Consider the following 23856-nt stretch of genomic DNA (forward strand, 5'->3'; position numbering starts at 1 on the left):
GGGCCCGTTCTCTCATGCCCGCGACCGCACCCGAACCTCAGTCCAGACGACCACCCGCTGCCGCTCGAACAAGATCCGGTTTGCCACAACGCACTTAAAGCACAAGCTGAAGCTGCCCGGGCCCCGTTCCGTCAGCGGACCAGGCCGGTGGCGCCTTTCGATGAGGGCGCCGGGTCGATCCGTATCGTGGCGGCGTGTGCCGCGGGGCTCACGGCGAGGGCACCGGCCGCCTGTCCGTACTTGTACCGGTAGGCGGCGTCGATCTCGGAGGCGGGTCTGGTGTCACGGGTGTCCAGGAGGACGTCGCGGGTGACGGCCCCGACCCGGATCTGTCCGTGGCTGTGCCTGTGCGCCGCCTGGTACCAGCTGGAGCGGACCCCTCGGTAGGCGCGGACGTACAGCTCGCCGTCCACCAGGACCATACCGATCTCCACGCCGAGGTGACCGTCGTCACCGACGGTCAGGACGAGGGATTCGGCCCCTGTGAGAACGGCGAGATCCCCGGGTGTCCAGGTGGTCATCGCGGGAGGTTCTCCGTCCGGTCGCTGGTCGGCTGCCGGGTGGTCCATGAGGTGAGGATGCGCAGGGCGTCGTGGGAGGGGCTGCCGGATTCGGCGGTCAGGATCATCAGTCGCTGTCCGGAGCCGTCGGGGCTGGTCCAGGTGTCGCAGTCGAGGGTGAGGTCGCCCACCAGGTGGTGGTGGTAGTGCTTGGTGCCGTAACTGGCGCTGTTGACACTGTGTTCGGCCCACCAGGTGCGGAAGTCGGGGTCCTGGACGGCGAGTTCGCCGACGAGCTGGGCGAGGTCGGGATCGTCGGGATCGGCCGCGGCTTCCATGCGCAGCGCGGCGACTGCTTCCCGGGCGTCGTGGGCCCAGTCCTGGTGCAGTTGCCGGACCACCGGGTTCGTGAACAGCAGCCGCAGGTAGTTGCGCCGGTTCGCCGGGAGGGCGGCGAAGTCGGCGTAGAGGGCTGTGGCGGCGGGGTTCCAGGCCAGGATGTCCAGGCGTTTGCCAAGGACGAGCGCGGGAGTTTCGGTGAGCTGGTCGAGCAGACGTCGCATGGCCGGACGCAGGCGTTGGGCGGGCCGGCGGCGGCGCGGGTGGGCATCGCTTCGGCCGGCGAGTTCGTAGAGGTATCGCTGCTGGTCGTCGTCGAGGCGCAGGGCGCGGGCCAGGGTGGTCAGCACGGGTACGGAGGCCCGGACGCGGCCCTGTTCCAGTCGTGTGTAGTAGTCCACGCTGATGGCGGCGAGCTGGGCGACCTCCTCACGGCGCAGTCCGGCGACCTTCCGGGCGGAGTCCGTCTCGGGAAGGCCGCACTCCTGCGGTGTCAGCTGGGCCCGGCGGGCCTTGAGGAAGGCGCCCAGCGCCCGGAAGTCGGAGTCTGCGGTCATGCTCTCAAGTGTCAGTGCGCCGCGACGGTCACGGCACACGGGTGAGGGGGCAAGTTCTTTCCCAGGCAGAAACCTGGCTCTCCCGCACGTGCGGAGACTGGCAGAACGTGGATGTGTGCCCGGCAGGGCGCGGGCCCCGAGTCCGCCGCGCCGGCGCGTTACACACGTCATCACGTCTCAGGGAGAGCTCCCATGGCGCGGACCACCGTCAGCTTCGACAGCGCCGGCATCCCGCTCGTCGGCCACCTCTACACCCCCGACGCGCCGACGTCGGGTCCGCGCCCGGCGCTCGTGGTCGGTCACCCCGGCACCAGCGTGAAGGAACAGACCTCCGGCACGTACGCGCGGCGGATGGCCGAGCACGGGTTCGTCACCCTCGCCTTCGACGCCGCACACCAGGGCGAGTCCGGCGGCCTGCCCCGTGGCCTGGAAGACCCCGCCCAGCGGGTGGAGGACTTCAAGGCCGCCGTCTCCTACCTCACCACCCGCGACGACGTCGACGCCGACCGGATCGGCCTGCTGGGCATCTGCGCCTCCGGCAGCTACTCGCTGGCCGCCACCGGCGGCGACCACCGCGTCAAGGCCGTGGCCACCGTGTCCACCGCCGAGCCCGCCCGCCAGTTCCGTCTCGGCGCCGACGGCACCCAGGACCCGGCCGTCTTCCAGGCCCTGCTGGACGCCGCCGCAGCGGCCCGCAGCGCCGCCGCACGCGGCGAGGACCCCGCCCCGATGACCATGTTCCCGGAGACCGCCGAGCAGGCCCGAGCTCTCGGCGGCCGGCACGGCGTCGAAGGCTTCGAGTACTACTGCACGCCGCGCGGCCGGCACGAACGCTCCGCGAAGACCCTCGCCTGGGAGAGCATCGACAGGATGGCCTCCCACGACGCCTTCTTCGCCGTCCCGCTGATCGGTCCCCGCCCCATCCTCCAGATCATCGGCGACCGCGCCGTCACCGCCTGGATGGCCGTGGAGGCCCACCAGCGCGCCACCGGCCCCAAGGAGATCCACTGGATCAAGGGCGCCAGCCACGTCGACCTCTACGACAAGAAGGAGTACATCGACCCCGCCATCGACAAGCTCACCGACTTCTACACCACCCACCTCACTACGGACTGACGAGCACTCCGCGACGGGTAAGGGTGCCCGGCGAGTTCGGGGGCGGTGGTCTCCCACCGCTCGCGCAGCGTGGCGCCGGCGGCCGGCAGCTCCCAGGCCTGTTCGGTCACCAGCGCGCTGATCACTGCTCCGGGCCCCATCGGCTCGCGCCGCGGTCGTGCACGGCGTCCCGGACCTGCTCCGCCAGCCCCTCGGCCGGCCGCACACTGATCTCCCCGGCCCGGAAGAGGCCGATGTACACCTGCATCACGGCCATCTGCGACGGCAGCAACTCCACCAACGGGGCATCCCCAGCGGGTTCCGACGGTGCACGGGCAGGCTGCAACCGGGCGAAAGCGATCACGTCATGGCCGACCGCCGACAACCGAACCACCCACCGCACAGGCCGGCCCTCCCACGCCGACAGCTCGGCCCGCGTCTCGCGATCAGCCACCACGAGCAGGCCCTGGCCGACCAGGACCCCCACACGCCGGCGCAACGCGGCCAGTGACCAGTCGAGCGCCCAGCCGCGTTCGGCGTCCTCCTCACACGCCCGCACCGCCCGCACCGCCCGCAGGACCTCGAGCGTCTTTTCCACCCGCACACCACCGTCGTCCTCGCCGCAGGCATCGGCCGGAGGCCAGCCAAGCCGTGCGGCACCTGATTGCTCGCACATCGGGCACGAGCGTGCCCTGCAGCCCGCGCCAGCCCGGCAAAACCCGGGCTGTCTCCCCTGATGGTGTGACTAGCTGTGGTGGTCGCGGACGCCCGCGGGTGGGTGCTTCAGGCGTCGTCGGGCTAGAGGTCCTGGACGGCGCGCAGTGCCTGGTCCACCCGGGCCATGCCCGCAGCATCGACGGGCCCGAGGAGTTTTGCGCCCTCGAACCGGTTGACCCTGAGCTGCACGATGTTCACGGCGACCGCAGTGCACGGGAGCGGATCGCCGATCACCACCGACATGGCCGTGTCCGGGAACCGGCCGCTCTCGTGCAGCACGATCACGAGGACGGCGCCGTACGTCTCTTCCAGCCCGGTCAGGCTGATGATCAGGACGTTACGGCCGTCGGGGAGCGCCCAGATCTCGCCACGGTTCACAGGGTGTCGCCCTCGCCCGCCAGGTCGTCGCCGAGACCCAGCGCGGCCAGCTGGCGCGCGGCGTCGAGTGTGGCTGCGCGGCGGGCGGCGCGCACCACGTACGCGTTCACGCTCATGCCGGCCTCCGAGGCGGCCGCCTTGATCGAGGGCGCGAGTTCCTCGGGGATGCGCAAGGTCATGGTGGTGACAGACATGGTTGCAGAGTAGCCACCGATTCATGGTGGCGGAAGTCGGTAGCACATAGTGGGGCCGGACCGAGGCGTGACCGGCTGCGGCCCAGGAGGCGTGGCCGTGCACCCCTGGTACGGCCCCCGTGTCCGCCTAGGCTAGTACTCCAGTTGCAGTTCGCTATTCCTGCTGGTCAGGGGCGTGTTCGTGAGTGTACTTGGCTGACGCACCGTCAGGTGGCGGGAGTTCGTGACTTCGGGTGCGGCGTCGGTAGTGACAGCGGCGCGCGGTGGCCTGGTGACGGCGGCGCCAGCGGGACCAGTCCAGTGCGTGGCGTGTGCGCCGTATGTGCGTCAGTGCGGGGCGGCCAGCTGCCAGGAGTCGCCGGATTTCCGCCACCGTGAGCGGGGTGAGAGCGTCGGAACCGATTCTGCGGCCCCCCTTTCCGTCCCCGCGGCGGCGGCCATGGCGGCGAGGAAAGCGTGGGCGAGCATGGCCAGGGTGATGTGCCGATACCAGCCCGGATACCGGCGGACCTCGTACTGATCCAGGCCGCACTCGTTCTTCGCGGCCTGGAACGCCTCCTCGATCGCCCAGCGCGTCCCGGCGATCCGTACCAGTTCGGCGACGCCGGTGCCGGCCGGCGCATAGGCGAGGTAGTAGGCGATCTCGTCCGGGCGGGCCAGGCTGCGGCGGGCCAGCACCCACCGGTCGTGGGTGGGCGCATCGCCGTCGAAGTCGTCGATCGCGGGCAGCCTCGCTGCCGCCCAGTCGTAGACGCGCGGCCCTTTCGCGCCGGCCCCGCAGGAGTACCGTTCCCAGGCATCCTCAGGCGCCTGGGAGATGGCGAAGTCGATGCGGCCGATGGCGTGCACGTGCTGGGACTTCGGCACGGCCAGGACATAGCTGACATCGGCCTCCTCCAGCAGGCGGCGCAGCCGCCACTCCTGGCCGTAGGCCGAGTCCGCGGTCACCCAGGCGATGGGCAGCGGCGAGGCCAGGGCCCGCATGATGACGGCCTTGGCCAGGTCGCCCTTGGTGGCGAACGTGCGCTCGCCGGGAATCTTCGCCTCCGCGCAGCGGTCCGGATCGGAGGTCCAGGACTTCGGCAGATACAGCTCCCGGTCCACCAGCGCGCGGCCCCTGGAGGAGGCATAGGCGGCGAATACACCGATCTGACAGTTCTCCGTACGGCCCGCTGTGCCGGAGTACTGCCGCTGCACCCCGGCCGAGACGGTGCCCTTCTTGATGAACCCGGTGTCGTCGATGATCAGCACCCCGGCCGTGTCCCCGAGTCTCTCGGCGACGTATTCCTGCAGGTCATCGCGGACCTCGTCGGGGTTCCAGCAGGCTCGGCTCAGCAGGTGCTGTAACCCTGCGGGAGTGCGGTGACCGGCGTGCTCGGCCAGCTGCCAGCTGTTCTTCCGGCCCACCGGTCCGAGCAGACCCTGCACATAGGCCCGCATCCGCCGCCGAAGATCCACCCGCCCGAAGCGGTGACCGATCCGCACCAGCAGCTCTTCCAGCTCCGCCGACCAGACATCAGGCCGCACATCATCTTGCACGACAAACACAACGGCCAGCCGCACCCGAAGTCACGAACTCCCGCCACCTGACGGCACATCAGCCAAGTACACTCACGAACACGCCCCTGACCAGCAGGAATAGCGAACTGCAACTGGAGTACTAGTACTCCAGCCGTAGATCGTGATCTTCATGTCTGGGATGCGGCTTGTCGCCGGTAGTGGCTGGTGCGGGACCGGGCCTGATGGCGGCGTCGCCAGTCGGACCAGTCGAGCCGGTGGGCTGCGTCGTGGCCCGACCGGATGACGAGCGTGATGAACAGGCGCTGGATCTCGTTGCAGGACAGCGGGACCAGGTCGGTCGGTCCGGGACGACGGGCGTGTTCGTCGGCGCGGACAACGGCGAGGAAGGCGTGGGCGAGCATGGCGAGGGTGACCCAGCGGCTCCAGGACGGGTAGCGGCGGACCTGGTGCTCATCGAGTCCGGCAAGCCCCTTCTCGGTCTGGAAGGTCTCTTCCACTCGCCATCTGGATCCGGCGACTCGCACCAGCTCGGTGAGCGGCACCGGCTGGAGTGAGAAGCAGCGGAAGTAGGCGAGCTCGCCGGTGACGCGGTTACGGCGGATCAGCAGCTGGTGGTGGCCCGGGCAGGAGCCGGCCAGGTCGATGACCGCCCAGTCGTAGAAGCGGTGCCCCTTCGCACCGCGACCGGCCGACAGCTTCTGCCAGGCCCGCTTCGGCAGCCGCTTGACCAGGCGGTCTGCCCGGAACTTGCCTGCATGAGTGGGGACATCGGCCGAGCAGGCCACCGCGAGGACGTAACCGATGCCGCGTTCGGCCAGAGCCGTGCGCAGTTTCGGGTTGCCGCCGTAGACCTCATCCCCGGTGACCCAGCCCACGTGGTGTCCGGCGTCCAGGAACCGTTCGATCATCGTGCGGGCCAGTTCTGGCTTGGTCGCGAAGACGGTGTCCTCGCCAAGTCCTGCTGCCTGGCAGAGGTCCGGGTCGCACGTCCAGGAGCGCGGGATGTACAGCTCCCGGTCCACCGCCGCGTGTCCCCGCTCGCCTGCGTAGACGAAGTAGACCGCGACCTGGGAGTTCTCGATCCTGCCGGCGGTGCCGGTTTACTGGCGCTGGACCCCGACGGTGTGGGTGCCCTTCTTCACGTCGCCGATCTCGTCGACGACCAGCACCGCGGCATCGTCATGGAGGTGCTCGACGACGTATTCGCGCACGTCGTCGCGGACGGCATCGGCATCCCAGACCGCCCGGGACAACAGATGCTGCATGCCGTACGGGCTGGCCTCCCCGGCCCACTCCGCGATCGCCCAGCAGTTCTTGCCCGGCAGGTCGGACAGTAGGCCCAGCACCAACCGGTTGGCTCGCAGGCGGGGCTCGTACCGGGCGAACCGGCTCGCGACCCGGCCCATGGCCACCTCGAATGCCTTCCGCCATCGGGCGGGATCTATGCTGTGACCTGCGGCCACCGTCTCATCGTTAGTCCACACAACTCATGATGATCAACGGTGGCCGCACCCGTCTCCGTACCGGCCCACTGTCCTGCGTCAGCCAACCTTAAGCGTGTGCCCACCGAAGGATGGCTTTCCCGAAGCGCGCGAAGATCAGGCGTTCCACCACTCATCGGTGGCACAGCCGACTTCGTAGTGCCACCACCCATCCTCTTGTCCCTGGGCCAGGAGCGCCTTGATCCCGTGGAAGTCGCCACCGGCTGGTGCGTTGAAGGCCACCATCGGGAAGTCTTCGCTGAAGACCTCGCCACCGAGCCCGAATCTCGAAAGATGCTGATGAACTGCCTGGGGACTGCGTCCCAGGGGGCCGGAAGGAACCGGCACAACGCGGATCGTGCAGTTGCCGGAGGCGCTGACCCGCCCCACGGCCCAGTGAAGCCCTTCTGAATCGGTCTGAAACCGCACAACGTCACCCTCAGCCACCCCATTCTGAAGAAAGGGGATGTTCTGCACGCGAGCCGTGTCAGCACTGATCCTCGTAGCCCATAGACCTTCGGTGTCCTGCGGGAACCACCCCTCGCGAGGGATGAACCGGAACCAGACCTTGATCTTCTCGACCGTGCTCTCCATGCCGGGCATCATGCGCCACCCGCCAAAGACACGTCGCACCGGGCCTGAGCTGGGCGATCATTCTTCGGTGTCACCGGACGCCCATCAGCAAGATCACGATCTACAGCTGGAGTACTCGGCATACGACGACGCGATCGCCTCGCCGATATGACTCCATGAGTACCTGCATGTGGCCTGACCTGCGCGGACGAGAATTCCGGCAGGAGCGACGTCGGCGGGGCGAAGTGCGCTCAGCTCCGCCCCAGCCGGAGCTCGTTGTGCGTGATTGCCCAGGCCATCTGCGTCTGGCCTTCGCGGTGGCGGTCACCGAGCTCGCGGAAGACGGCGGCGGCGCGGGTGGTGAGGGTGATCCAGTCGTCGAAGTAGCGGCGGTAGTCGAGATATCGGGCGAGGGTGACGGCGAGGAAGGTGGTGGTGGCGGGTGAAGTGACCCCTCGCGTCCCGGCACTTCCGTTTTATGCCGCGAGGTCCAGCCGTTGGTGACAGCGGGTCCTCGCCTGGTACGGCGTGATGTAGCCGATGGTCGAGTGGATCCGCTCCCGGTTGTAATGATCCGCGATCCACCGGAACACGTCCTGCCGAGCCTGCGTACGGGTCTCCCAGACCGTGGTTCCGATCTCCGCTTTCAGGACGGCGAAGAAGCTCTCCGCGGCGGCGTTGTCGAAACACGAACCGGTACGGCCGGTGCTTTGCCGGATGTCCAAGTTGTTCCAGACCGTGGCGAGGTATCCGGTGGCCACCAGGAAGGTGCCCTGCGGGCTGAGGGAGAAGAGGTCGATCCCGGTCGGGTAGGCATGACCGCGCGGGTGGAGTCCGCGGGCCTCCAGAACGGTGGTGTGGTCGCCGTCGGTGCTCACGGCAACCGTCGTGCCGTCAGCGGACAGGCGCGCGTTCCGTACCCTCGCGGCGGTCTGGTAGGAGCCGAGCTGTCTGCCGGTCTCCACGTCCCAGGTGCCGACGTGCGTCCCGCCCACTGCGACAAGGATGTGGCCGTTGTCGTCGAGGTCGGAGGTCGTCACATCGAACCTGGGCAGTTTGACGGCCCCACGGTCATCGAAGCCGCCTCCGCCGGAAGTGTCGAGTTCACCGAACGCATCAAGTCTGTCGATCCGGTGAGCAGGACCGCCGTCGTCGTGATTGTCGCGAAGTCGGCCGGCCGCAAGGTCTTCGGCCTCGCCACCGCGGAAGTTCGCCTGGCATGACCTGCTGCCCGTCAGTCCGACAGCCAGTGCAGCTCGTGCGCCACGGTTTTGGCGACGGCACGGACGCGGCGGTGTAGTGGCGACTGATCGCGCGGAAGGACCAGGTGGATCGTCAGGCTGGGTGCGCCGTGCAGCGGTCGCCAGGTGATGCCGGGCGGTGGTGCCGTGGCGGCGGCCTCGCCGGCCGGGGCGAGGGTGAGCCCGTTGCGCAGGTCGCGCTGTGACATGTCGAAGGAGACTGTGGGCGTGTGGAATCGGGGATGTGGCCGGGTATCGCGGAACAATGCGGCCAGCTGGTCGTGGATCACGGGGTTGGCCGCACGGTCGGGGAGTCGCAGCGGATACGCGGCCGCGGCGGCGATCTCGATCTCCGGGTGTTCGGCCAGCGGATGGTGCTGCGCCAATTGGACGCCGATCCGCTCACGCCGCAGCAGGTACCGGCGCACGCCACCGCCCGGCTGTTCACCGCGGGTGATCCCGGCATCGATGCGGCCGTCGGCGACCGCGGGGGAGATCTCGAGCGTCGCCATCGGGACCGCGCTGACCGCGAGTCCGGGACTGCTGCGAATCAGCTCGTCCACCAGGGCCGGAGCCGTCTCGGCCCCGGCGCTGAGGCTGTATCCGATGCGGAGGGTACCCAGCTCACCGGCCCCCGCCCGCCGGGCGGTGTCCCATGCCCGGTCCAGCGCCGCCAGCGCAGGCGGCGCGGACTCCGCCAAAGCCGCACCGGCCGTGGTCAATACGACGCTCCGCGTGTCTCGAACCAGCAGGGCGTTGCCGAGTTCCGTTTCCAATCGGCGAATCCGGGCGCTGAGCGCAGGCTGCGCGATACCGATTCGGGCGGCCGCGCGGGTGAAGTTCAACTCCTGCGCCAGCACCAGGAAGTACCGCAGGCTGACCGTATCCGGTGCCATGTGCACTCCCTGCCGATTGATAACGATCCGTTCTGAGTCTATCCCGCATTGGTCTTTCCCCCGACCCCACGTCAAGCCCTAACCTGCGCATATGACGATTCAACTGACCGCGGTCCTGGACATCGCACTCACACAGCCCGCCGACCCTGATCTGGACGGAGGTCGTCATGCATAAGTTGGTGGTCCTGTATTCCAAGCCCGCCGACCCTGACCACTTCCGCGACTACTACGTGACCAACCACCTTCCACTGGTCATGAATTGGCCCGGTCTGCTTGCGTGGCGCTACAGCTTCGACGTGGCGGCGGCCAAGGGAGAAGCGCCGTATTTCGCGGTCTTCGAAGGCGACTTCGCTGACGCCGCCGCCATGGCCGCGGCGCGGGCGTCGCCGCAAGGCCGGCGGGTGGCCGCCGATGTCGCCAACTACGCCACCGGCGGTGCGGTCGTCATCCACTATCCGGTGCAGGACGGCACCGGCTGAGGCAGGACGGTACGCTCCGGGACGCGTTCGGTCGGCCGTTGCGGCCAGGTCCGGCTATCGGCGGAACGCCGTTCGCGGTTGCCGGTTCGTTGAGCGTCAAAGGTGGGCCGATGTCCTGGCCAAATGTCACGGTGGTGGATGCGTGCGTGCGGCGCGACGGCCGGGGCGGCAGCCCCACGGCCGTCACCGACGACGACCCGGCGGCGACGGACGCGGACCGGCGTGCGGTCGCTGCTGCGGCCAGCACCTCGCACGCGGCGTTCCTCGGCCCGGGGCGGACGCCGGACGGTGGCTGGCCGGTCCGGTTCTTCACCGCCACCGCCGAACTGTCCGGCTGCGGCCACGGCACCGTTGCCGCGCAGGCCGTCCGGTTGACCCGCACCGCGCTGGGCGAGCTGAACGACCGCCAACACACCGGCGGGCGCACGTTCGACACCGTCGCGATCCGCCGCCCCGCCGGCATCGAGGTGTGGTTCGACCAGGGCCTCGTCGCGCTACGTCACCCGGCAGCGGACGAGCGCGCCGCGATCGTCGCCGCGCTCGGGCTCACCGCGGACGACCCGCATCCGACCGACGCGCCACGGATCGCCGCGCCCAGCGCACCACGCATGCTGGTACCGGTCCACGACCGGTCGGCGCTGCTCCGAGTCCACCCACACCTCGGCAGGCTGACAGCGGCGTGCCAGCGGTACGGGCTCCTCGGCTGTTTCGTGTACGCACCGCCGGTGGGCGACCGACCGGGTGCGGCGCGGATGTTCGCGCCGGCGATCGGTGTCGACGAGGACGTCGCCAACGCCAACAGCACCGGCTGCCTGGCCGCCCACCTGCTCGACGCGACAGGGGCACAGACGGTCGCGATCGAGGTGGAGCAGGGTGACAGCCTCGGTCGACCGGCCAGCGTGCTCGCTTCGGCCCGACGCGGGCCGGCGGGCATCACGACCCGGGTCGGCGGGTTAGCGGTGGTCCGCGACGGACACCGAGGCGACAACTAGACCGTCCCCTTCTGCGATCCGCGCATGCGGCTGGGGCTGTCCGCTGCGGTCAAGCGTTGGCACCCGGTGGCGGCGTCAGTGGAGCATTGGCGTGCCTCATGGGCAGTTTCCCGTGACGGTTTCGACACGGTCGGGGAAGCGATCTTCGGCGGTCATCACACCGGTTAGAGACTGACTGATGTGTGTGGTCATGGCCGCGGGCCGAACTCGGTGCTGTGGTCGATGGCCCACTGCGCAAAGGGGCGGGCCGGCCTACCGGTCAGGCGCTCGACATCATCGGTGACAAGGCGTGATTCGGGTCGCTGCGTTGACGCCGTGATGAGGGCATCGACCAGCTGTTCGGGACGGCCGTCCGCGAGCATTCGTGCGCGCGCGATAACCACGGGGACCGGCTCGAAACGCAACTTTCGTCCGAGGGCGGCACCGAGGATTCCGACCTGGTCGGCCCTGCTGAGCGGCTCGGGCCCGGTCAGCAGGTAGGGGGTGCGATCCGAATCGCCCTGGCGTCGAAGGAGCACCTCCGCGGCTGCGGCCGCGACATCACCCTCGTCCACGACTGCTGTGCGCGCTATGTCCGGACCTCTGACCACGTCGCCTGCGCGCAGCTGTGCCGCCCAGCCCCGAGTGTTGGACGCCAGCGTGTCGCTGCGCAGCACGGTGAGATGCAGGCCGGCATCACGGAGCCGGCGTTCCATGTCCGCGTGTACCTGCACAATCGGGTCACTTTGGCGAAATGAGGCGTCATCAATCGCAGTCGAGGAGAGGTAGACGACGCGCGGTGCTGCTGCGGCGAGTTCTGCGATCAGAGGCTCGGCGGAGGAGGTGTCGAGCAGCGGCCATATGAGGAAGACGGTGTCGATGTCGTCGAGCGCCGCACGGACGGAGTCGGCGTCGGTCAGGTCACCGCGCACCGACTCGATGCCGGGTCGCGGGCCAACACGGCGACGATCGAGGCACCGCACAGCTGCTGCGCGCACATGCAGCCGGGCGAGGAGCTCACGGCCGAGGTTGCCCGTCGCGCCGGTGACCAGGACCGATCGGGAACAAGCAGGAGTAGGCGGGGTGGGAGAACTGTCAGGCATGCTGGGGAGGCTAAAGGGTCAGGTCGACATCAAGGCAAGGGCGGAATGGCGATAACGATCGGCGAGGCGGCTGCGCAGCTTGGAGTCGAGGCCCATGTCCTACGGCACTGGGAGCACGTCGGAGCACTCACGGTGCACCGGGACGCGAACGGTTACCGCCTCTACGACCACGATGTCCTGGAGCAGGCACGAACCGTGCTGAAACTGCGACAAGTCGGGCTCTCGTTGCCAGAGGTCACCGCAGCGATGTCCCTGAAGAAGTCCGCAGCGCAGGAGGTCGTGCGCGCGAAGATCGCTGCGCTCGAAAGTGAGGTCCGCAGCAAACAGCAAGCGATCACCTTCCTCCGGCACACCGTCGAGTGTCGCCATCGGTACCTCGAGGAGTGCGCGGACTGCGCGACATTCGTCTGGGACCCTTGATCATCCGATGTGAGGAATTCGCGGTCGATGACCATAGCCCTTGATCGGTAGCAAGTGACCGCCGACATCAACGTCTTGGCCCGCAACAGCTAGAGCCTGGTCGGCTTGATGCACCAGGAATCGGACGACTTGCAGTTTGATATGGACGTTTAGTGGCGTTTGACACGTATTGCCCGTATTTAATGGCAGAGGTATCCCGCGGAATGCGGTGATGCCACGGATCGAATCCGCCTCACTCGACAGCATGGCTCTGCATCGTCAGCATGGACCCGATCAGGCGATCGAGATGACGCGGGGGTCAACACTGACGTCCCACGGACCGTGCCTCATTCACGTGACGTACATGAGGCACGGTCCGTGGGACGTCAGGTGGCGCGGCGAAGGGGGACGACGACGTTTTCGCCCATCCGCTTGGGATCGAGGCGGTGGTACTTGATGTGGCCGATCCTCTCGGTCTCCTCAAGCCATCCGGCTTCGATGACCTGCTTACCGTTTGGCAAGTGATCTTGACTGCCTGGCTTGACGACGAACGGGCCGGCCTACTGGAAGGGGGGCAGCCAGATACGCATGCCCAACTGCCGGTAGGCGTCCGCGTCGTCCTTGATCGTCCACCAGTTCCGCCGGGTGAACTGCAGGGAGGTCGACTGGCCGGGGTGGCGCTTGCCCAGGGTCGCGCAGATCTCCGTCAGGTCGGGCGGGAATGCCAAGACGCCGGCCACGTCGAACGCCTCGTAGACGACGAGCGCGTACCAGTCGACGCCGGGGATGCTCCGCACGGGGTGCTCGTTCAGCCAGACGCCGAGAGGGTTGGCGAGGTACTTGACCTGGACAAACTCGCCGTCAGCCGATACCAGGTCCCAGTTCGCTTGTACGCGGGATCCGGCGAGCCGGCCTCCCCACAGCGCCAAGACCAGATGCTCGGCGACCTCGGCCAAGGGGTCCCGGTTAGATCGGCCGAGCCCCATAGTCCCCAGCAGCGATTGCCGCGCCGCCCGGTAGGAGGCGAGGGCGCTCAGCAGCCCAGGCGCAGTGACGCTGTTGGGCGCGGGATGAGAGTCGTGGTCGGTCACCCAGCCACGATCGCGCACCGGACCACGACTCGACCAGCGGCGGCCAGCCTGCCCGAGCGGGAGCCGACAGCCGCTCACCGCCCATACACATGCCGGCGTTGCACACAGGGAAAGCAGGGCTTCCCACCCGTAACATCACTCCACCGAGGCACACTAAGCCCAGGCCCCTTCCTCGACTCCCCGCAACCCCCCCGGCAACGAACCAAGGAGACAACGATGCCCGACAGCACAACTCACACCACCGAGTTGGCCTCCCACTACATCAGCCAAGTGAACAGCGACCTCGATCGCAACCTCAAAGAGCAGGAACGCATCACCGCTGAACTCGCCGCGCTCCAGGAACAGTTGAACATTCTGCAGCAGGACCACACCGTGCTGGTCACCATGCAACAGGCACTCGGCGTCCCCGCCACACCTGTCCAGCCGGCCAGCACCGAAAGCGCCGCCGTCCCCCCGCCCAGGAAGAAGCCTGCGTCCGCGTCCGGCACGCGCCGGCCGGCAAAGAAAGCAGCGGCACCACAGCCCCAAGACGAGGAGGCGTCTCAGTCCACGCTGGTCGACCTCATCCACCAGCATGTGAGCAATCAGAACGAGCCCCGCTCCGCAGCAGAGATCGCCGAGGCACTCAGGCAGGCACACCCCCAGCGCACCATCGACACCAAGGTGGTACGCACCACCCTCGAAAACCTGGTGGCCAAAAGCCGCGTCCGCCGGAACAAGCAAAACTCCTCCGTCTTCTACGCCCCCACCAGCACACCGGAACAAGAAGCCGCACCCACCGACGAGACCCAGCCCGAACCCGCTGAATGAGATGGCTCTGGCGTTGGTCCAGCGCCGCCGGTGCAGGCGGCTGCGCGGCCCGGTGCTCGCACGTCCTCGCAGCCGCCGCTGATCAGACGCGTGGCAGGGTGGCCAGAAGAACTCGTGCAGTCGGTCGAGCAGGAAGCGGACGAGGCGGGAGACGGCCGCTGCGAGCACGGTGGCGGCGCAGCCGGTCGGGCTCACCAGCGAGGACCCAAGCCCTTACCCCGGGTGAAGCCGTGGCTAAGCTTCCCAGTGGCACATCACGTTCCCTGCTACCTCCGCACTCCGAGCGCTACGCCCGCCCGAGCCGGTCACGCCCCTTCCGATAAGCCGGGGTTGTTACAGGCGGACGACGATCAAGGCGATGTCGTCGCACCCACCGCTGCTGACGCCGAGGCGGGACAGCAGGACGTCAGCCAGGTGGTCCGGGCTGAGCCGAGGGCTGCCGCAAAGAGTGTCGGTGAGCCGGTGCAGGCCGACATCGATGTCCTCTCCGCGGCGTTCGATGAGCCCGTCGGTGTAGAGGACGAGAGTGTCACCGGATGCGTAGGGCACGGCGGCCTGGGGGCGCGGGACATGGTCCGGACGGGCGCCCAGGGGCGGGTCGGTGGCCTGGTCGAGCAGGACGAAGGTGCCGTCAGGGCGGACAAGGACCGGTGGAGGGTGGCCGGCGCTGCTGTAGGTGATGTGCCGGCCGTGGGTATCGACGACGGCTTTGACGGCGGTGGTCGTGCATGCGCCTTCCACCGACCGGGCGTACAGGCCCAGCGCTTCCATGGCGCTGGCGGGTTCATGCAGGGCGCGGACCGCGGCGGACAGGGCGCTGCGGAGCATGCCCATGGCGGCGGCGGCCTCCAGGCCGTGGCCGACGACGTCGCCCACCGCGACGGCGAAGCGGTCGTCGGGCAGGTCCACGACGTCGTACCAGTCGCCGCACACGTTGAGGCCCTTGGCCGCGGGCAGGTAGCGCACCGCGATGTTCGGGTGCCGGTTCAGGTCCGGCGACTGCATCATCGCCTCCTGGAGGGTGACGGCGATCTTCCGTTCCCGGGCATGGGCCTTGCGCAGCTGCTCGATCACCAGCTGGAGTTCCCGCGACCGCGCATACAGCTCGGCCTCCATGGCCTCATGTTCGCTCAGCGCCTGACCAGGCCGGGCGCGGGTGTTGTGGGAGAGGACGAATTCGGTGACGTCTTCCACCCGGTGGATGATCCACGCGACCTGTTCATCCGGCCCGAGCACGGGGGTGTTGATCGGGGACCACCAGCGTTCCTCGAATGCTCCGGGGCGGTCGGGCACAGGGATGTCGTACTTCTGCACCGCCATGGTGTCCGGCTGCTTTGCGAGCAGGACCCGGTGCAGGGAGGCGCTGAGGTTCTGCACCCCGTCGGCGTTGGGGTCCGCCGGGTTGTCGGGGAACGCGTCGAAGAGATACTGCCCGATGAGGTCGTCCCGCGTGCGGCCGGTCGCCCGGCAGTAGGCCGCGTTGACGTCGAGGATCACGAGATCAGGGCCGAGCACCAGGTAGGGACTGGGGGTGGCGGCGAACAGCGCGTGATAGTCGATTGCTGGTGTGGTCACAGGCGCTCACCCCGTTCCCTTCCGGACCCCCTCCCCGGTTCCACTATGCGCCCGCACCACGGCAGCGGGCCTGACACGAGAACGTCGGATTGCCTCTTTCGCCCCCTCTCTGTCCCCTCACCTGCCGCTCGGCCGCCCTACGCCGGAACCACGCCGCACGGCGACAGGACGCACCGAACCGCTCTCAGCCCGGCACCGCGTATCGGCCGTCGACGCCCCGCGGCAGCATCACCTGCCACCGCGCCCGCTCCACCATCGCCAGCCAGCTCTACGGCGCGAAAGAGCCCGTGACCCTGTTCGAGCTCCGGGCGTGGCTCGGGCACCGGTCTCCGGAGTCCACCCAGCACTACGCGAAGATCAGCCCCAACATGCTGACCAAGGCGTACGAGGATGCCGGGCACTTCGCCCGCAACGTACGCACCCTCGAGGTCCTCGTCGACCGCGAGGCCGTCGCAGCCGGCGCCGGGGAAGCATGGCAGCACCAGGACCTGGGACACGGCTACTGCACATACACGTTCTTCGAACAGTGCCCGCACCGCATGGCCTGCGCCCGCTGCGTCTTCTACACACCCAAGGAATCCAGCAGGGCCCAACTTCTGGAGGCGAAGGGCAACCTTCAGCGCATGCAGCCCGCGATCCCACTCACCGACGAAGAACAAGCCGCCATCGCCGACGGCCAGGCCGTACTCAACCGGCTCCTTGAAAACCTTGGGGATGTCCCCACACCATCCGGTCCCGCCCCGCGGCAGTTGCTGCCGATCATCACTGAGACGCCGTTGAGGTCTCGTCCGGTCTGATCTGAGCGGACGAGACCTCACCCTCCGAGTGGTTCCGAGTGGTTCCGAGTGGAAGTTTGTGGGAGTTACGGGAGATCGGTCATCGCGCCCCGATGAGGGCCGTCGCCGCTTCGGCCTCAGGCACGGATGCGCGCGGAGCGCTGCCCCCCATGAGGTCGCACGCAAGGCACTCGCCGCTCACACCAGCACCCTCCCCGTAGCTGTGCGCTCATTTGATCACAGAGGGTCCGGCGACCAACGAAGGACACTGTGGGCTACCGGCGAAATGCGGTTCGCGAGGTGACGGAATGCCTCATCGGCCGCTGACGACCTGCCACGCCGGGGCGGCGGCGTCAGCGGCCGCCCTGCGGCCGCGACCTCCGTGCCGCCAGGAACACCAGCGCGCCGCCCGCCACCAGCAGGACGGCGGTGCCCGCCCGCAGCAGGACTCCGTCCGCGCCCGTGGCGGCGAGCCCGTCGCCAGTCGTCGTCTCGCTCCTGGTTCCGGTCCCGGAGCCGGACGGGCTCGCGGAGGCGCTGGGCGACGGGCTGGACGTCGCCGAACCGGTGGCCTTCACCGCGATCGCCGCGGTGTCGTTCGCCGCGTCGTCGTCACGATTGGGGTACTCGGGGTTCTCCACCGCCCGCACGCTGCCCTGCGCGCCGGGGACGACCCGGTCGATCCGCACCGTGAACTCCTGGGTCACAGAGTCGCCCGGCCGGAAGTCCGTGCTGCCGATGTCGCAGGTGTAGCTCTTCGCGCCGACCTTGCCTGGTGTGCAGTTCCACAGCGGCCCGGGGTCGCCCTGCTCGCCGGGGCCGGGGGCGCCGGTGATGGTGGTGCCGGCGGGCGGGGTCACCACGAACGCGCCGGAGTTGTCGGCGTCCACCCACTGGACGTCCATCCGGCCCGGCCCATTGTTGCGGACGCCCACGGTGATGCTCACCGTCTCGCCGACCTTGCCCTCGACCGTGTCACCGAGCGCCTGGTAGTCGGCGTGCTGGGTGGTGGCAAAGGTGCCGTACCCAAAGCCGGTGAATCCGGTGCCGGAGGCAACGGACTTCAGGCCGAGCGGCGCGCCGGTGCCGGTCTCGGGGAAGTCGGACGGGTCGAAGGAGTCGGGCGCGGTGCCGCCGACCGGCCACACGACGTAGGTGTTGTAGCCGTACATCGTGTCCTTGGCGGCGGTGTAGCGCAGCGGCGCGTCCGTCTCGTAGGCCGCGCCGGGCGCGACCGGGGTGTCGAACCGGCACCAGGCTCCCACGTCGGGCTGGTCCGAGTAGTGACAGTTAGAGTGGTCACGGGCGAGAGAGACGCTTTCTGAGTCCTGCACCAGCAGCATGACGCCCTTGTCGGCGGGGGCTGCGCCGTTGTTGGCGAAGGCCGGGGTGCGCTCGAAGACGGCGCCGGGCGCGATGCCCTTCAGCGCCGGGTAGGGCCGGCGGACGAGCTTCGGCCCGCCGACCAGGACGGCCGTCTTCCCCGTCACGGTGGACGCGTCGGAGGCGGTGGCAGTGTAGGTGATGGCACCGGTGTCGCCCGCCTTGGCGGCCGCGGTGGGCTTCAGGAAGAACGGGTCGATCGACTCCCTGCCCGACAGCGGGCCTACGTCACACCTCACCTTCAGGGTGCCGGTGCTCACGCAGTCCCCCGTGACCACCATCGTCGCTTTCCCGGCGAGGGACGACGCGTCGACCGCGACCGAGACGTCATGGGCGTCCCCGCCCGAGGCGGTGATGCCGAGGTCCAGGTTCGGGCCCTCGCCCTCGGTGGGGAGGTAGTAGTTCTCCTGGGCGTCCAGGACGAGCGTCGTTCCGGCGGCGTGCGCGGCCGGGATTGCGACCGCCATAGCGGCGGTCGCGAAAGCGGCGGCCGCCGCTGTCCGCCATGTTCTGCGTATCGTCAGCACACTACGTGGACACGCCAGAACACCGGAAGGTTGCGCCCGAGCGTCCGTGCGCTGACGGAATGGTTTCGCTCTGGGAACGTCTCCAGAGCACCGAACCAGCGACAGCCGACGGCCCGAAGTTCACCGGGAATCTGCACAGACCAGCGCGGGATGCCCACAGGCCAGAGGCCGCGTTTCCGCAGGTCACCGAATTCCGTCGTTAGCCCACTGTCGGCGAGACATGCCACGACAGGCCACAACCACTGTCATGCATAGCGCAGATACTGGCTGCTCGGAGCCGTCGCGTCGAAGCGTCCGAGCCGCAGCCCTCATGGTTGGCCAGTGGGCCCCAGCATGCCCGCAGTGCCTAGCCTTTCCGCATACGGACGACAAAGAACGGCGTCTGATGGGTCTTGAGATAGCGCTCTTCGTCAACGCGGCGGACGGACTGTGCGGCGCGGGGCCCCACCAGCCGCTCCAGAGCGAACCCGGCATCGAGGAGTTCTCCCAGAAACGTCTGCATCGTCATGCGAGGGTGCGCATTGGTGAAGCCGTTGGTCCCGAAGCGGGCTTCGACGCGGTCCTCGTCGAAATGGCAGCCGCCGTGCCACACCCAGTCAGCAGTTGGGTGGACCGTGGATACCAGCAGCGTCGCGCTGCCCTCGACGCCGACCGCCTCGGACGCCCCTCGTTCGCGCGGTTCGGCGATGTAGTGACCGGCGCCGCAGCCGACGTCCAGAGCACGCAGTCCGGTGACGTCACGCCCCGGCCGAGCGACAGCACCCCGGTCAGACCGGCCACCGCGCCGGACAGGCCACCCGGCAGAGCCAGTCCGCTCCCCTCGTAGAGGGTCAGCATCGCCAGTTCGCGGTTGGTCCAGCCGGTCGCCCGCAGCACCGCGAGATCGGCGGCGCGGGATGCCTGGAAGTTCCAGCGAAAGCTCAGGTCGGAAGTATCGAGTGGCGGCCGTGCGGGTGCCATGGTCAGCCTCCGGTGACCGGACGCTCACCTGCCCGCCTGACCCAGGTGACCGGAGATAGAGGCACTGCAAACAGGCTGCTCAAGGCGGGGGTTGCGGGGCTTACCCCCGCGCCATGCACCCTGAGCCGCCCGGTCCTGAGCGCCACCCCGGGACGCAAGGACCAGGGAAGCGACACCTTCCACCGCCCAACCACCGCACGCCCGTCCGGGGCGTGCCCGAATCCCGAGGGGGAACCGTTCGTGTCCACGCTCGCTCTGCTGCTCCTGGTCGTCGCCGTGCTGCTGCTCGCGGCCGGCGGCGCCTACCTCGTGCACCGCCACCCGGCATGGAGCCAGCCTCTCGGCGTCGCGTTCGGCGCCGTGACCGTCATGGCCACGCTGGTCGGCGTGATCCTCGCCCGGTGAACCGGGTCTGCCCGCGCACGGCCGACGCGCAGCACGTGCACGGCCCCGTGGCTTCAGGGAACCAGGCCGGTACTGCCACGCAGGGCTCCCCAGGGAAGTAGTCGGCGTGCGCGGTAGCTCGAAAAAGGCATTCTGACCTGGTTTTTTATCCTCGCCGAGGCCTGCCTCCGACGCGACCCAGGGCGCGGCTCGGAGCCTCGCCGCCGGCGGAGATGGCGCGGCCGTCGTGGGGGGCGGCTGTTCCTCCAAGGCGGCACAGCCGGGCGCGTGGTCAGACCTCGATGCCGCCGGGCACCCTGGAGCTGTGGCCACCAGGAAGACCCCGCGCTGCCGTCAGTGCGGAACGCCGCTTCCCGACGGGTGCAGGAAGAACCGTCGGTACTGCTCGGCGACGTGCAGGACGCGGGCCTGGCGCACGATGAAGGCCCGCCGCGAGGCGATCGAGGCCGGTGGGGCGGCCCTCAAGGCGGTGCTCGAAGGCCGCCGCCATCCCTGGCCGCGGTTCACCTGCCCGGAGTGCGGCAGCACCTGGTACGCCGCGGACACTCCGTTCGGGAAGACGAAGAGGTCCTACAGCTGGTACTGCTCACCGAGGTGCCGGACCCGGGCATGGCGCCGCCGATTGCGTTCAGGAGGCGCCACGCCTTGACGCCTCCTGGTGACGGAGACTGCCCGGGCCGGGGCCGAGCAAAGGCCTCAGTTGTCGTCGCGGGCGCTGCCCACCCATCCGATGGGCCAGCCCTCCCCCGTGATCCCCGCATGCACCTCTGCTGGGTCACGCCCCGCATCCATCAGGCAGATCCGTCTGCAGTGTCCGTGCTTGCCAGGGCAGATCTGGCTGGCTCCCTCCACGAGAACGGGCAGCACTTGTTCACCGATTCGGGAGGTAGACAGAAGAGGCCGGCGAATCGAACTCTTCACGGGAGTCGACAGCACTACCTGATCTTCGCACCTGGCAGGGTCTGGGAGGATCTCGCGGTGAACAGCACTGATGACGCCGCCCGCCGGACGCTTGTCCACCGCGGCTTCGCCCTGGAGTACGTCACGCTCGGCTGGAATGTGATCGGCATCGTGGTGCTCGCCGTCGCCGCGATCTCGGCCAGGTCCGTGGCGCTGGCCGGGTTCGGCCTGGACTCCCTGATCGAGATCGGCGCCTCCACGGTGGTGATCTGGGAGCTGTCCGGCACTGGCGAGTACCGCCAGCGCCGTGCGCTGAAGCTGATCGGCGTCGGCTTCGCGCTCCTGGCGGTGTACCTGCTGGTGCAGTCCACTTGGGTACTGGTCTCCGGCTTCCGGCCCCACCCCTCCGCACTGGGCATCGGCTGGACCGCGGTGACGGCTGCGGTGATGTTCACGCTCGCCGCCGGCAAGGCACACACCGGCACCGCCCTGGACAACCCAGTGCTGAAGACAGAGGGCCGGGTAACCCTGATCGACGGCCTGCTGGCCGCCGCCGTGCTGCTCGGCCTCCTGCTGAATTCTCTGGCCGGCCTCTGGTGGGCCGACCCGACAGCCGGCTACGTGCTGGTCTACTACGCGCTGCGCGAGGTCAAGGAGATCTTCTTCAGCGAGCACTGACGACCTGGACCAGCTAGCAGCACGCCCTTCTCCGGCAGCGTCTTGACCTGGGGCACGGAGAAGCGACCCACTACCCGCGCCCAGGTGCTCTCGCCTCTCGTGAACATCGAACATTGGCTTTGTCCATGAGAACGGACAGCGAATGTCCACCACTTCGGGAGGCATCCTGGATTCGAACGGTCCGTGCCCTGCGACTGGTCAGTATCGGATATGCCGATAGGGCAGAGACAGCCACGTGAGCGGGATGACGACCGAGCACGAGCGCGTGGAGCGCAGGCGAGCAATCCATTTTTCTCGCGGTATCTCCCAGAAGCGGGCCTTGTAACTCAGCAACCTCGGCCGAGCCGGTGAATCGCGCGTGACCGTCCGGCGCCGGCGCCGGAGGGTCACGCGCGCGAGGAGAGGCGTCAGCTCTTGCCCTGCAGCCGCCAGATCTGGTTCTTCTTGGTGCTCAGCGCACTCGCCGCGTCGCAGGTCCACTGGTGGATGAGGGCTCGCGGCTGGGTGGAGACGCCGGAGACGTCGACGCATTTGCCGCTGTGGACGGCGACGAGCTGGTAGTCCTGGCTGTTGCCGAGCGCGGTGACGGGGTTGAGGGTGAACATCTGGTTGGTCTGGCCGTTGCACGTGTTCTGGATGACGGCGGCGCCGTCGGCGGTGGAGGCACCGGAGACGTCCAGGCACTTGCCGCTGAGCTCGTTGACCACCGTGTAGGTGTTCGTCCGCCCGGCAACCGGCTTGAAGTCGAGCATCTGCTGGTAGCCGCCCTCGCAGTAGTACTGCTGGTACTGGGTGCCGTCGGCGGTGCTCAGGTTGGTGTCGTCCAGGCACTGGCCGCTGTTCTCGCTCACCGCGACCGTGGAGATGGTGGTGTTGGACGGCGGGAGAAGGGTGATCGTGTAGCCGTCCTTGGCGTTGGTGTACGGGACGGTCAGCGAGGCGGCGTTGTTGCTGACGGTCAGGGTGGTGTCGGAGATGGTGGTGGGTCCGGTGACGGCGGCACCGCTGTTGTAGGGGATGCGCTGGACGACGGCGCGGACCTGGCCGTTCTCCACGACCGAGGTGGTGTTCAGGCCGGTGAGGTTGACGGTGACGTTGCCGGTGTTGCCGTTGCTGCCGATCAGGATCTTGGCGTTCTTGGCGGTGTTGTCCTTGGTTGCCAGGCCGTCGGTGTTGGTGCCGGGGATGTAGTTGACGATGTTGCCGGTCTGCGAGCCGTAGTAGCGGTACATGAACCACTCGCCCAGCGGCAGGTACTGGCCCGCGCTGTTCCTGGTGAGCAGGTTGGCCTCATCGTCGTGCAGAGCCGTGCCGGAGGCCCAGTTGCCGCGCAGGCCGTCGGCCCCGGCCCGCTCCAGGCGGCCGATGAACCAGGCGCCGCCGCCCGGGGACTGCATGGACAGGGTGGCGTACTCGTTGATCTGGTACGGGCGGGTGTTCGTCAGGCCTGCCGCGGAGATGGTCGAGTTGGCGCGGCCCACGTCGGTGACCGGGTCACCGGGCTCGTCGTGCCAGCTGTAGATGTCGGGGGCGACGTTGTTGGCTTTGACGTAGTTCAGGTACGTCGTCCACCAGGCGTAGGACGAGTTCGGCTGGCCGGCGATGCTGGGGCCGACGATCAGCTGGTTGGGGAACGCGGCGCGCACCTTGGCGTAGAAACGCGACCACATCTGCAGGTACTGGGTCTGTGAGGCGCCCCAGAAGCCGCTGCCATCGGGCTCGTTCCACAGGTCCCACTCGACCGTCATGTTGTTGGCCTTGACGTCGCCGATGAGCTGGGTGACGAAGGCGTCGAACTGCGTCCAGTCACCGTTGTCGCCGGGCCAGCCCTGGCTGGTCGTCCCGTCGGCGCCCCACAGGTCGTGCGGCAGCAGCACGAAGGTGCCGCCCAGAGCGACCGTCCGCCTGTACTGTGCCAGGGTCGAGTTCCAGCGGGTCTGGTAGTCGGCGAGGCTGGTGGCGTAGCCGCCGCTGTTGAGCTGTGCGCCGCCGGCCCGCATGAAGTGCCACTTGATGTCCTTGAAGAAGTGGTCCTGCGGGAGCGAGCCGTCCGGCGTCATGCCGTAGATCATGCCGGAGGCGTGGTAGGTGGGGGCGCCGCCGGCGGTGGCGAAGTCGACCGTGACGCTGGTGTCCGCCGCCCGGGAGGGAGCGGCGGGCACCAGGGTCGAGGCCAGGGCTGCCATGAGGACGGCGACGGACGAGGCCGCCCGCCGTCTGGTGCGGGCTGTGGTTCCGGGGAGTGCTGTGAACGGCTTCACTGTGCGGCTCCTGGGGAAAGGACGGAGGGGACCGGGGCCCGTCCGG

At 68.6% G+C, this 23856-nt stretch carries 25 protein-coding genes and 2 pseudogenes; 9 read left to right on the top strand and 18 right to left on the bottom strand.

The window, feature by feature from the left end; genetic code table 11:
- Nucleotides 1–131: 131 nt before the first annotated feature.
- Together ACFZDK_RS52420 and ACFZDK_RS52425 are read right to left on the bottom strand one after the other, a co-directional pair.
- The gene (locus tag ACFZDK_RS52420; RefSeq protein ID WP_390985601.1) at nucleotides 132–521 is read right to left on the bottom strand and encodes a DUF2255 family protein; all 390 of its coding nucleotides are present in this window, start codon (nucleotides 519–521) and stop codon (nucleotides 132–134) included.
- Nucleotides 518–1396: a helix-turn-helix domain-containing protein gene (locus ACFZDK_RS52425; protein WP_390985603.1), complete on the bottom strand. Its 879-nt coding sequence runs from the start codon at nucleotides 1394–1396 to the stop codon at nucleotides 518–520. Before ACFZDK_RS52425 ends, ACFZDK_RS52420 begins: the two co-directional genes overlap by 4 nt.
- A gap of 192 nt (nucleotides 1397–1588) precedes the next feature.
- Between ACFZDK_RS52425 and ACFZDK_RS52430 the strand changes: the two genes are divergently transcribed.
- Complete coding sequence (locus ACFZDK_RS52430) at nucleotides 1589–2512, top strand: CocE/NonD family hydrolase (protein WP_390985605.1); 924 nt, start codon at nucleotides 1589–1591, stop codon at nucleotides 2510–2512.
- Between the two features lie 121 nt (nucleotides 2513–2633).
- On the opposite strand, the gene ACFZDK_RS52435 is transcribed toward ACFZDK_RS52430, so the two are convergent.
- The 7 genes and pseudogenes from ACFZDK_RS52435 to ACFZDK_RS52465 all read right to left on the bottom strand — a co-directional run bounded on the left by ACFZDK_RS52435 (nucleotide 2634) and on the right by ACFZDK_RS52465 (nucleotide 8350).
- Complete coding sequence (locus ACFZDK_RS52435) at nucleotides 2634–3167, bottom strand: hypothetical protein (protein ID WP_390985607.1); 534 nt, start codon at nucleotides 3165–3167, stop codon at nucleotides 2634–2636.
- A 122-nt stretch (nucleotides 3168–3289) separates the two neighbouring features.
- Nucleotides 3290–3586, bottom strand: coding sequence for a hypothetical protein (locus tag ACFZDK_RS52440; RefSeq protein ID WP_390985610.1), 297 nt, complete (start codon nucleotides 3584–3586; stop codon nucleotides 3290–3292).
- The gene (locus ACFZDK_RS52445; RefSeq protein WP_390985613.1) at nucleotides 3583–3780 is read right to left on the bottom strand and encodes a toxin-antitoxin system HicB family antitoxin; all 198 of its coding nucleotides are present in this window, start codon (nucleotides 3778–3780) and stop codon (nucleotides 3583–3585) included. Before ACFZDK_RS52445 ends, ACFZDK_RS52440 begins: the two co-directional genes overlap by 4 nt.
- Before the next feature lie 327 nt (nucleotides 3781–4107).
- A complete protein-coding gene (locus ACFZDK_RS52450) occupies nucleotides 4108–5307 on the bottom strand; it encodes an IS701 family transposase (RefSeq protein WP_390985713.1) in 1200 nt (399 codons plus the stop codon).
- Nucleotides 5308–5468: 161 nt separating this feature from the next.
- Nucleotides 5469–6707, bottom strand: a pseudogene (locus tag ACFZDK_RS52455) (IS701 family transposase).
- A 192-nt stretch (nucleotides 6708–6899) separates the two neighbouring features.
- Nucleotides 6900–7376 carry a DUF4265 domain-containing protein gene (locus ACFZDK_RS52460; RefSeq protein ID WP_390985616.1) on the bottom strand — a complete coding sequence of 159 codons (477 nt, stop codon included), beginning with the start codon at nucleotides 7374–7376 and terminating at the stop codon, nucleotides 6900–6902.
- A gap of 455 nt (nucleotides 7377–7831) precedes the next feature.
- Nucleotides 7832–8350 (bottom strand): integrase core domain-containing protein, encoded by a 519-nt coding sequence (locus ACFZDK_RS52465; protein ID WP_390985618.1) that lies wholly within the window; start codon nucleotides 8348–8350, stop codon nucleotides 7832–7834.
- Between ACFZDK_RS52465 and ACFZDK_RS52470 the strand changes: the two genes are divergently transcribed.
- The gene (locus ACFZDK_RS52470) at nucleotides 8336–8578 is read left to right on the top strand and encodes a hypothetical protein (protein WP_390985621.1); all 243 of its coding nucleotides are present in this window, start codon (nucleotides 8336–8338) and stop codon (nucleotides 8576–8578) included. The genes ACFZDK_RS52465 and ACFZDK_RS52470 overlap by 15 nt on opposite strands.
- Before the next feature lie 11 nt (nucleotides 8579–8589).
- Here the strand turns inward: ACFZDK_RS52470 and ACFZDK_RS52475 are convergent, their stop codons facing one another.
- Nucleotides 8590–9492, bottom strand: a complete 903-nt coding sequence (locus tag ACFZDK_RS52475; RefSeq protein ID WP_390985623.1) for a LysR substrate-binding domain-containing protein — start codon at nucleotides 9490–9492, stop codon at nucleotides 8590–8592.
- 167 nt (nucleotides 9493–9659) lie between these two features.
- On the opposite strand from ACFZDK_RS52475, the gene ACFZDK_RS52480 reads away from it, so the two are divergent.
- Both ACFZDK_RS52480 and ACFZDK_RS52485 read left to right on the top strand, forming a co-directional pair.
- Complete coding sequence (locus tag ACFZDK_RS52480) at nucleotides 9660–9971, top strand: EthD family reductase (protein ID WP_390985626.1); 312 nt, start codon at nucleotides 9660–9662, stop codon at nucleotides 9969–9971.
- Nucleotides 9972–10081: 110 nt separating this feature from the next.
- Nucleotides 10082–10963 carry a PhzF family phenazine biosynthesis isomerase gene (locus ACFZDK_RS52485; protein WP_390985628.1) on the top strand — a complete coding sequence of 294 codons (882 nt, stop codon included), beginning with the start codon at nucleotides 10082–10084 and terminating at the stop codon, nucleotides 10961–10963.
- Between the two features lie 188 nt (nucleotides 10964–11151).
- Here the strand turns inward: ACFZDK_RS52485 and ACFZDK_RS52490 are convergent, their stop codons facing one another.
- Nucleotides 11152–12045 carry an NAD(P)H-binding protein gene (locus ACFZDK_RS52490; protein ID WP_390985631.1) on the bottom strand — a complete coding sequence of 298 codons (894 nt, stop codon included), beginning with the start codon at nucleotides 12043–12045 and terminating at the stop codon, nucleotides 11152–11154.
- A 45-nt stretch (nucleotides 12046–12090) separates the two neighbouring features.
- Between ACFZDK_RS52490 and ACFZDK_RS52495 the strand changes: the two genes are divergently transcribed.
- On the top strand, nucleotides 12091–12465 hold the full coding sequence (locus ACFZDK_RS52495) for a MerR family transcriptional regulator (protein WP_390985634.1): 375 nt from the start codon (nucleotides 12091–12093) through the stop codon (nucleotides 12463–12465).
- A gap of 365 nt (nucleotides 12466–12830) precedes the next feature.
- On the opposite strand, the pseudogene ACFZDK_RS52500 reads toward ACFZDK_RS52495, so the two are convergent.
- Together ACFZDK_RS52500 and ACFZDK_RS52505 are read right to left on the bottom strand one after the other, a co-directional pair.
- Nucleotides 12831–12953: pseudogene (locus ACFZDK_RS52500) on the bottom strand (replication initiation protein, RepL2); the annotation flags it as partial.
- Between the two features lie 51 nt (nucleotides 12954–13004).
- Nucleotides 13005–13535: a hypothetical protein gene (locus ACFZDK_RS52505; RefSeq protein ID WP_390985638.1), complete on the bottom strand. Its 531-nt coding sequence runs from the start codon at nucleotides 13533–13535 to the stop codon at nucleotides 13005–13007.
- 216 nt (nucleotides 13536–13751) lie between these two features.
- Between ACFZDK_RS52505 and ACFZDK_RS52510 the strand changes: the two genes are divergently transcribed.
- Complete coding sequence (locus ACFZDK_RS52510; RefSeq protein WP_390985640.1) at nucleotides 13752–14345, top strand: hypothetical protein; 594 nt, start codon at nucleotides 13752–13754, stop codon at nucleotides 14343–14345.
- Between the two features lie 333 nt (nucleotides 14346–14678).
- On the opposite strand, the gene ACFZDK_RS52515 is transcribed toward ACFZDK_RS52510, so the two are convergent.
- Nucleotides 14679–15920: a SpoIIE family protein phosphatase gene (locus ACFZDK_RS52515; protein ID WP_390985643.1), complete on the bottom strand. Its 1242-nt coding sequence runs from the start codon at nucleotides 15918–15920 to the stop codon at nucleotides 14679–14681.
- 287 nt (nucleotides 15921–16207) lie between these two features.
- Here ACFZDK_RS52515 and ACFZDK_RS52520 point away from each other — a divergent pair, with 287 nt between their 5' ends.
- The gene (locus ACFZDK_RS52520) at nucleotides 16208–16717 is read left to right on the top strand and encodes a hypothetical protein (protein WP_390985645.1); all 510 of its coding nucleotides are present in this window, start codon (nucleotides 16208–16210) and stop codon (nucleotides 16715–16717) included.
- Between the two features lie 332 nt (nucleotides 16718–17049).
- Here ACFZDK_RS52520 and ACFZDK_RS52525 read toward each other — a convergent pair whose 3' ends face one another.
- Nucleotides 17050–18546: a hypothetical protein gene (locus ACFZDK_RS52525; RefSeq protein ID WP_390985648.1), complete on the bottom strand. Its 1497-nt coding sequence runs from the start codon at nucleotides 18544–18546 to the stop codon at nucleotides 17050–17052.
- 406 nt (nucleotides 18547–18952) lie between these two features.
- Nucleotides 18953–19198 carry a hypothetical protein gene (locus ACFZDK_RS52530; protein ID WP_390985651.1) on the bottom strand — a complete coding sequence of 82 codons (246 nt, stop codon included), beginning with the start codon at nucleotides 19196–19198 and terminating at the stop codon, nucleotides 18953–18955.
- Nucleotides 19199–19806: 608 nt separating this feature from the next.
- On the opposite strand from ACFZDK_RS52530, the gene ACFZDK_RS52535 reads away from it, so the two are divergent.
- Complete coding sequence (locus tag ACFZDK_RS52535) at nucleotides 19807–19971, top strand: hypothetical protein (RefSeq protein ID WP_390985654.1); 165 nt, start codon at nucleotides 19807–19809, stop codon at nucleotides 19969–19971.
- Nucleotides 19972–20304: 333 nt separating this feature from the next.
- Here ACFZDK_RS52535 and ACFZDK_RS52540 read toward each other — a convergent pair whose 3' ends face one another.
- A complete protein-coding gene (locus ACFZDK_RS52540; RefSeq protein ID WP_390985656.1) occupies nucleotides 20305–20517 on the bottom strand; it encodes a hypothetical protein in 213 nt (70 codons plus the stop codon).
- Between the two features lie 432 nt (nucleotides 20518–20949).
- Here ACFZDK_RS52540 and ACFZDK_RS52545 point away from each other — a divergent pair, with 432 nt between their 5' ends.
- Complete coding sequence (locus ACFZDK_RS52545) at nucleotides 20950–21549, top strand: cation transporter (protein WP_390985659.1); 600 nt, start codon at nucleotides 20950–20952, stop codon at nucleotides 21547–21549.
- Between the two features lie 407 nt (nucleotides 21550–21956).
- Here the strand turns inward: ACFZDK_RS52545 and ACFZDK_RS52550 are convergent, their stop codons facing one another.
- Entirely contained in the window at nucleotides 21957–23735 is a 1779-nt protein-coding gene (locus tag ACFZDK_RS52550; RefSeq protein ID WP_390985716.1) for an RICIN domain-containing protein, read from the bottom strand.
- Between the last annotated feature and the right edge of the window lie 121 nt (nucleotides 23736–23856).

Origin of the sequence: Streptomyces sp. NPDC007901, from assembly GCF_042959465.1 — a bacterium.
Taxonomy (GTDB): Bacteria; Actinomycetota; Actinomycetes; order Streptomycetales; family Streptomycetaceae; genus Streptomyces.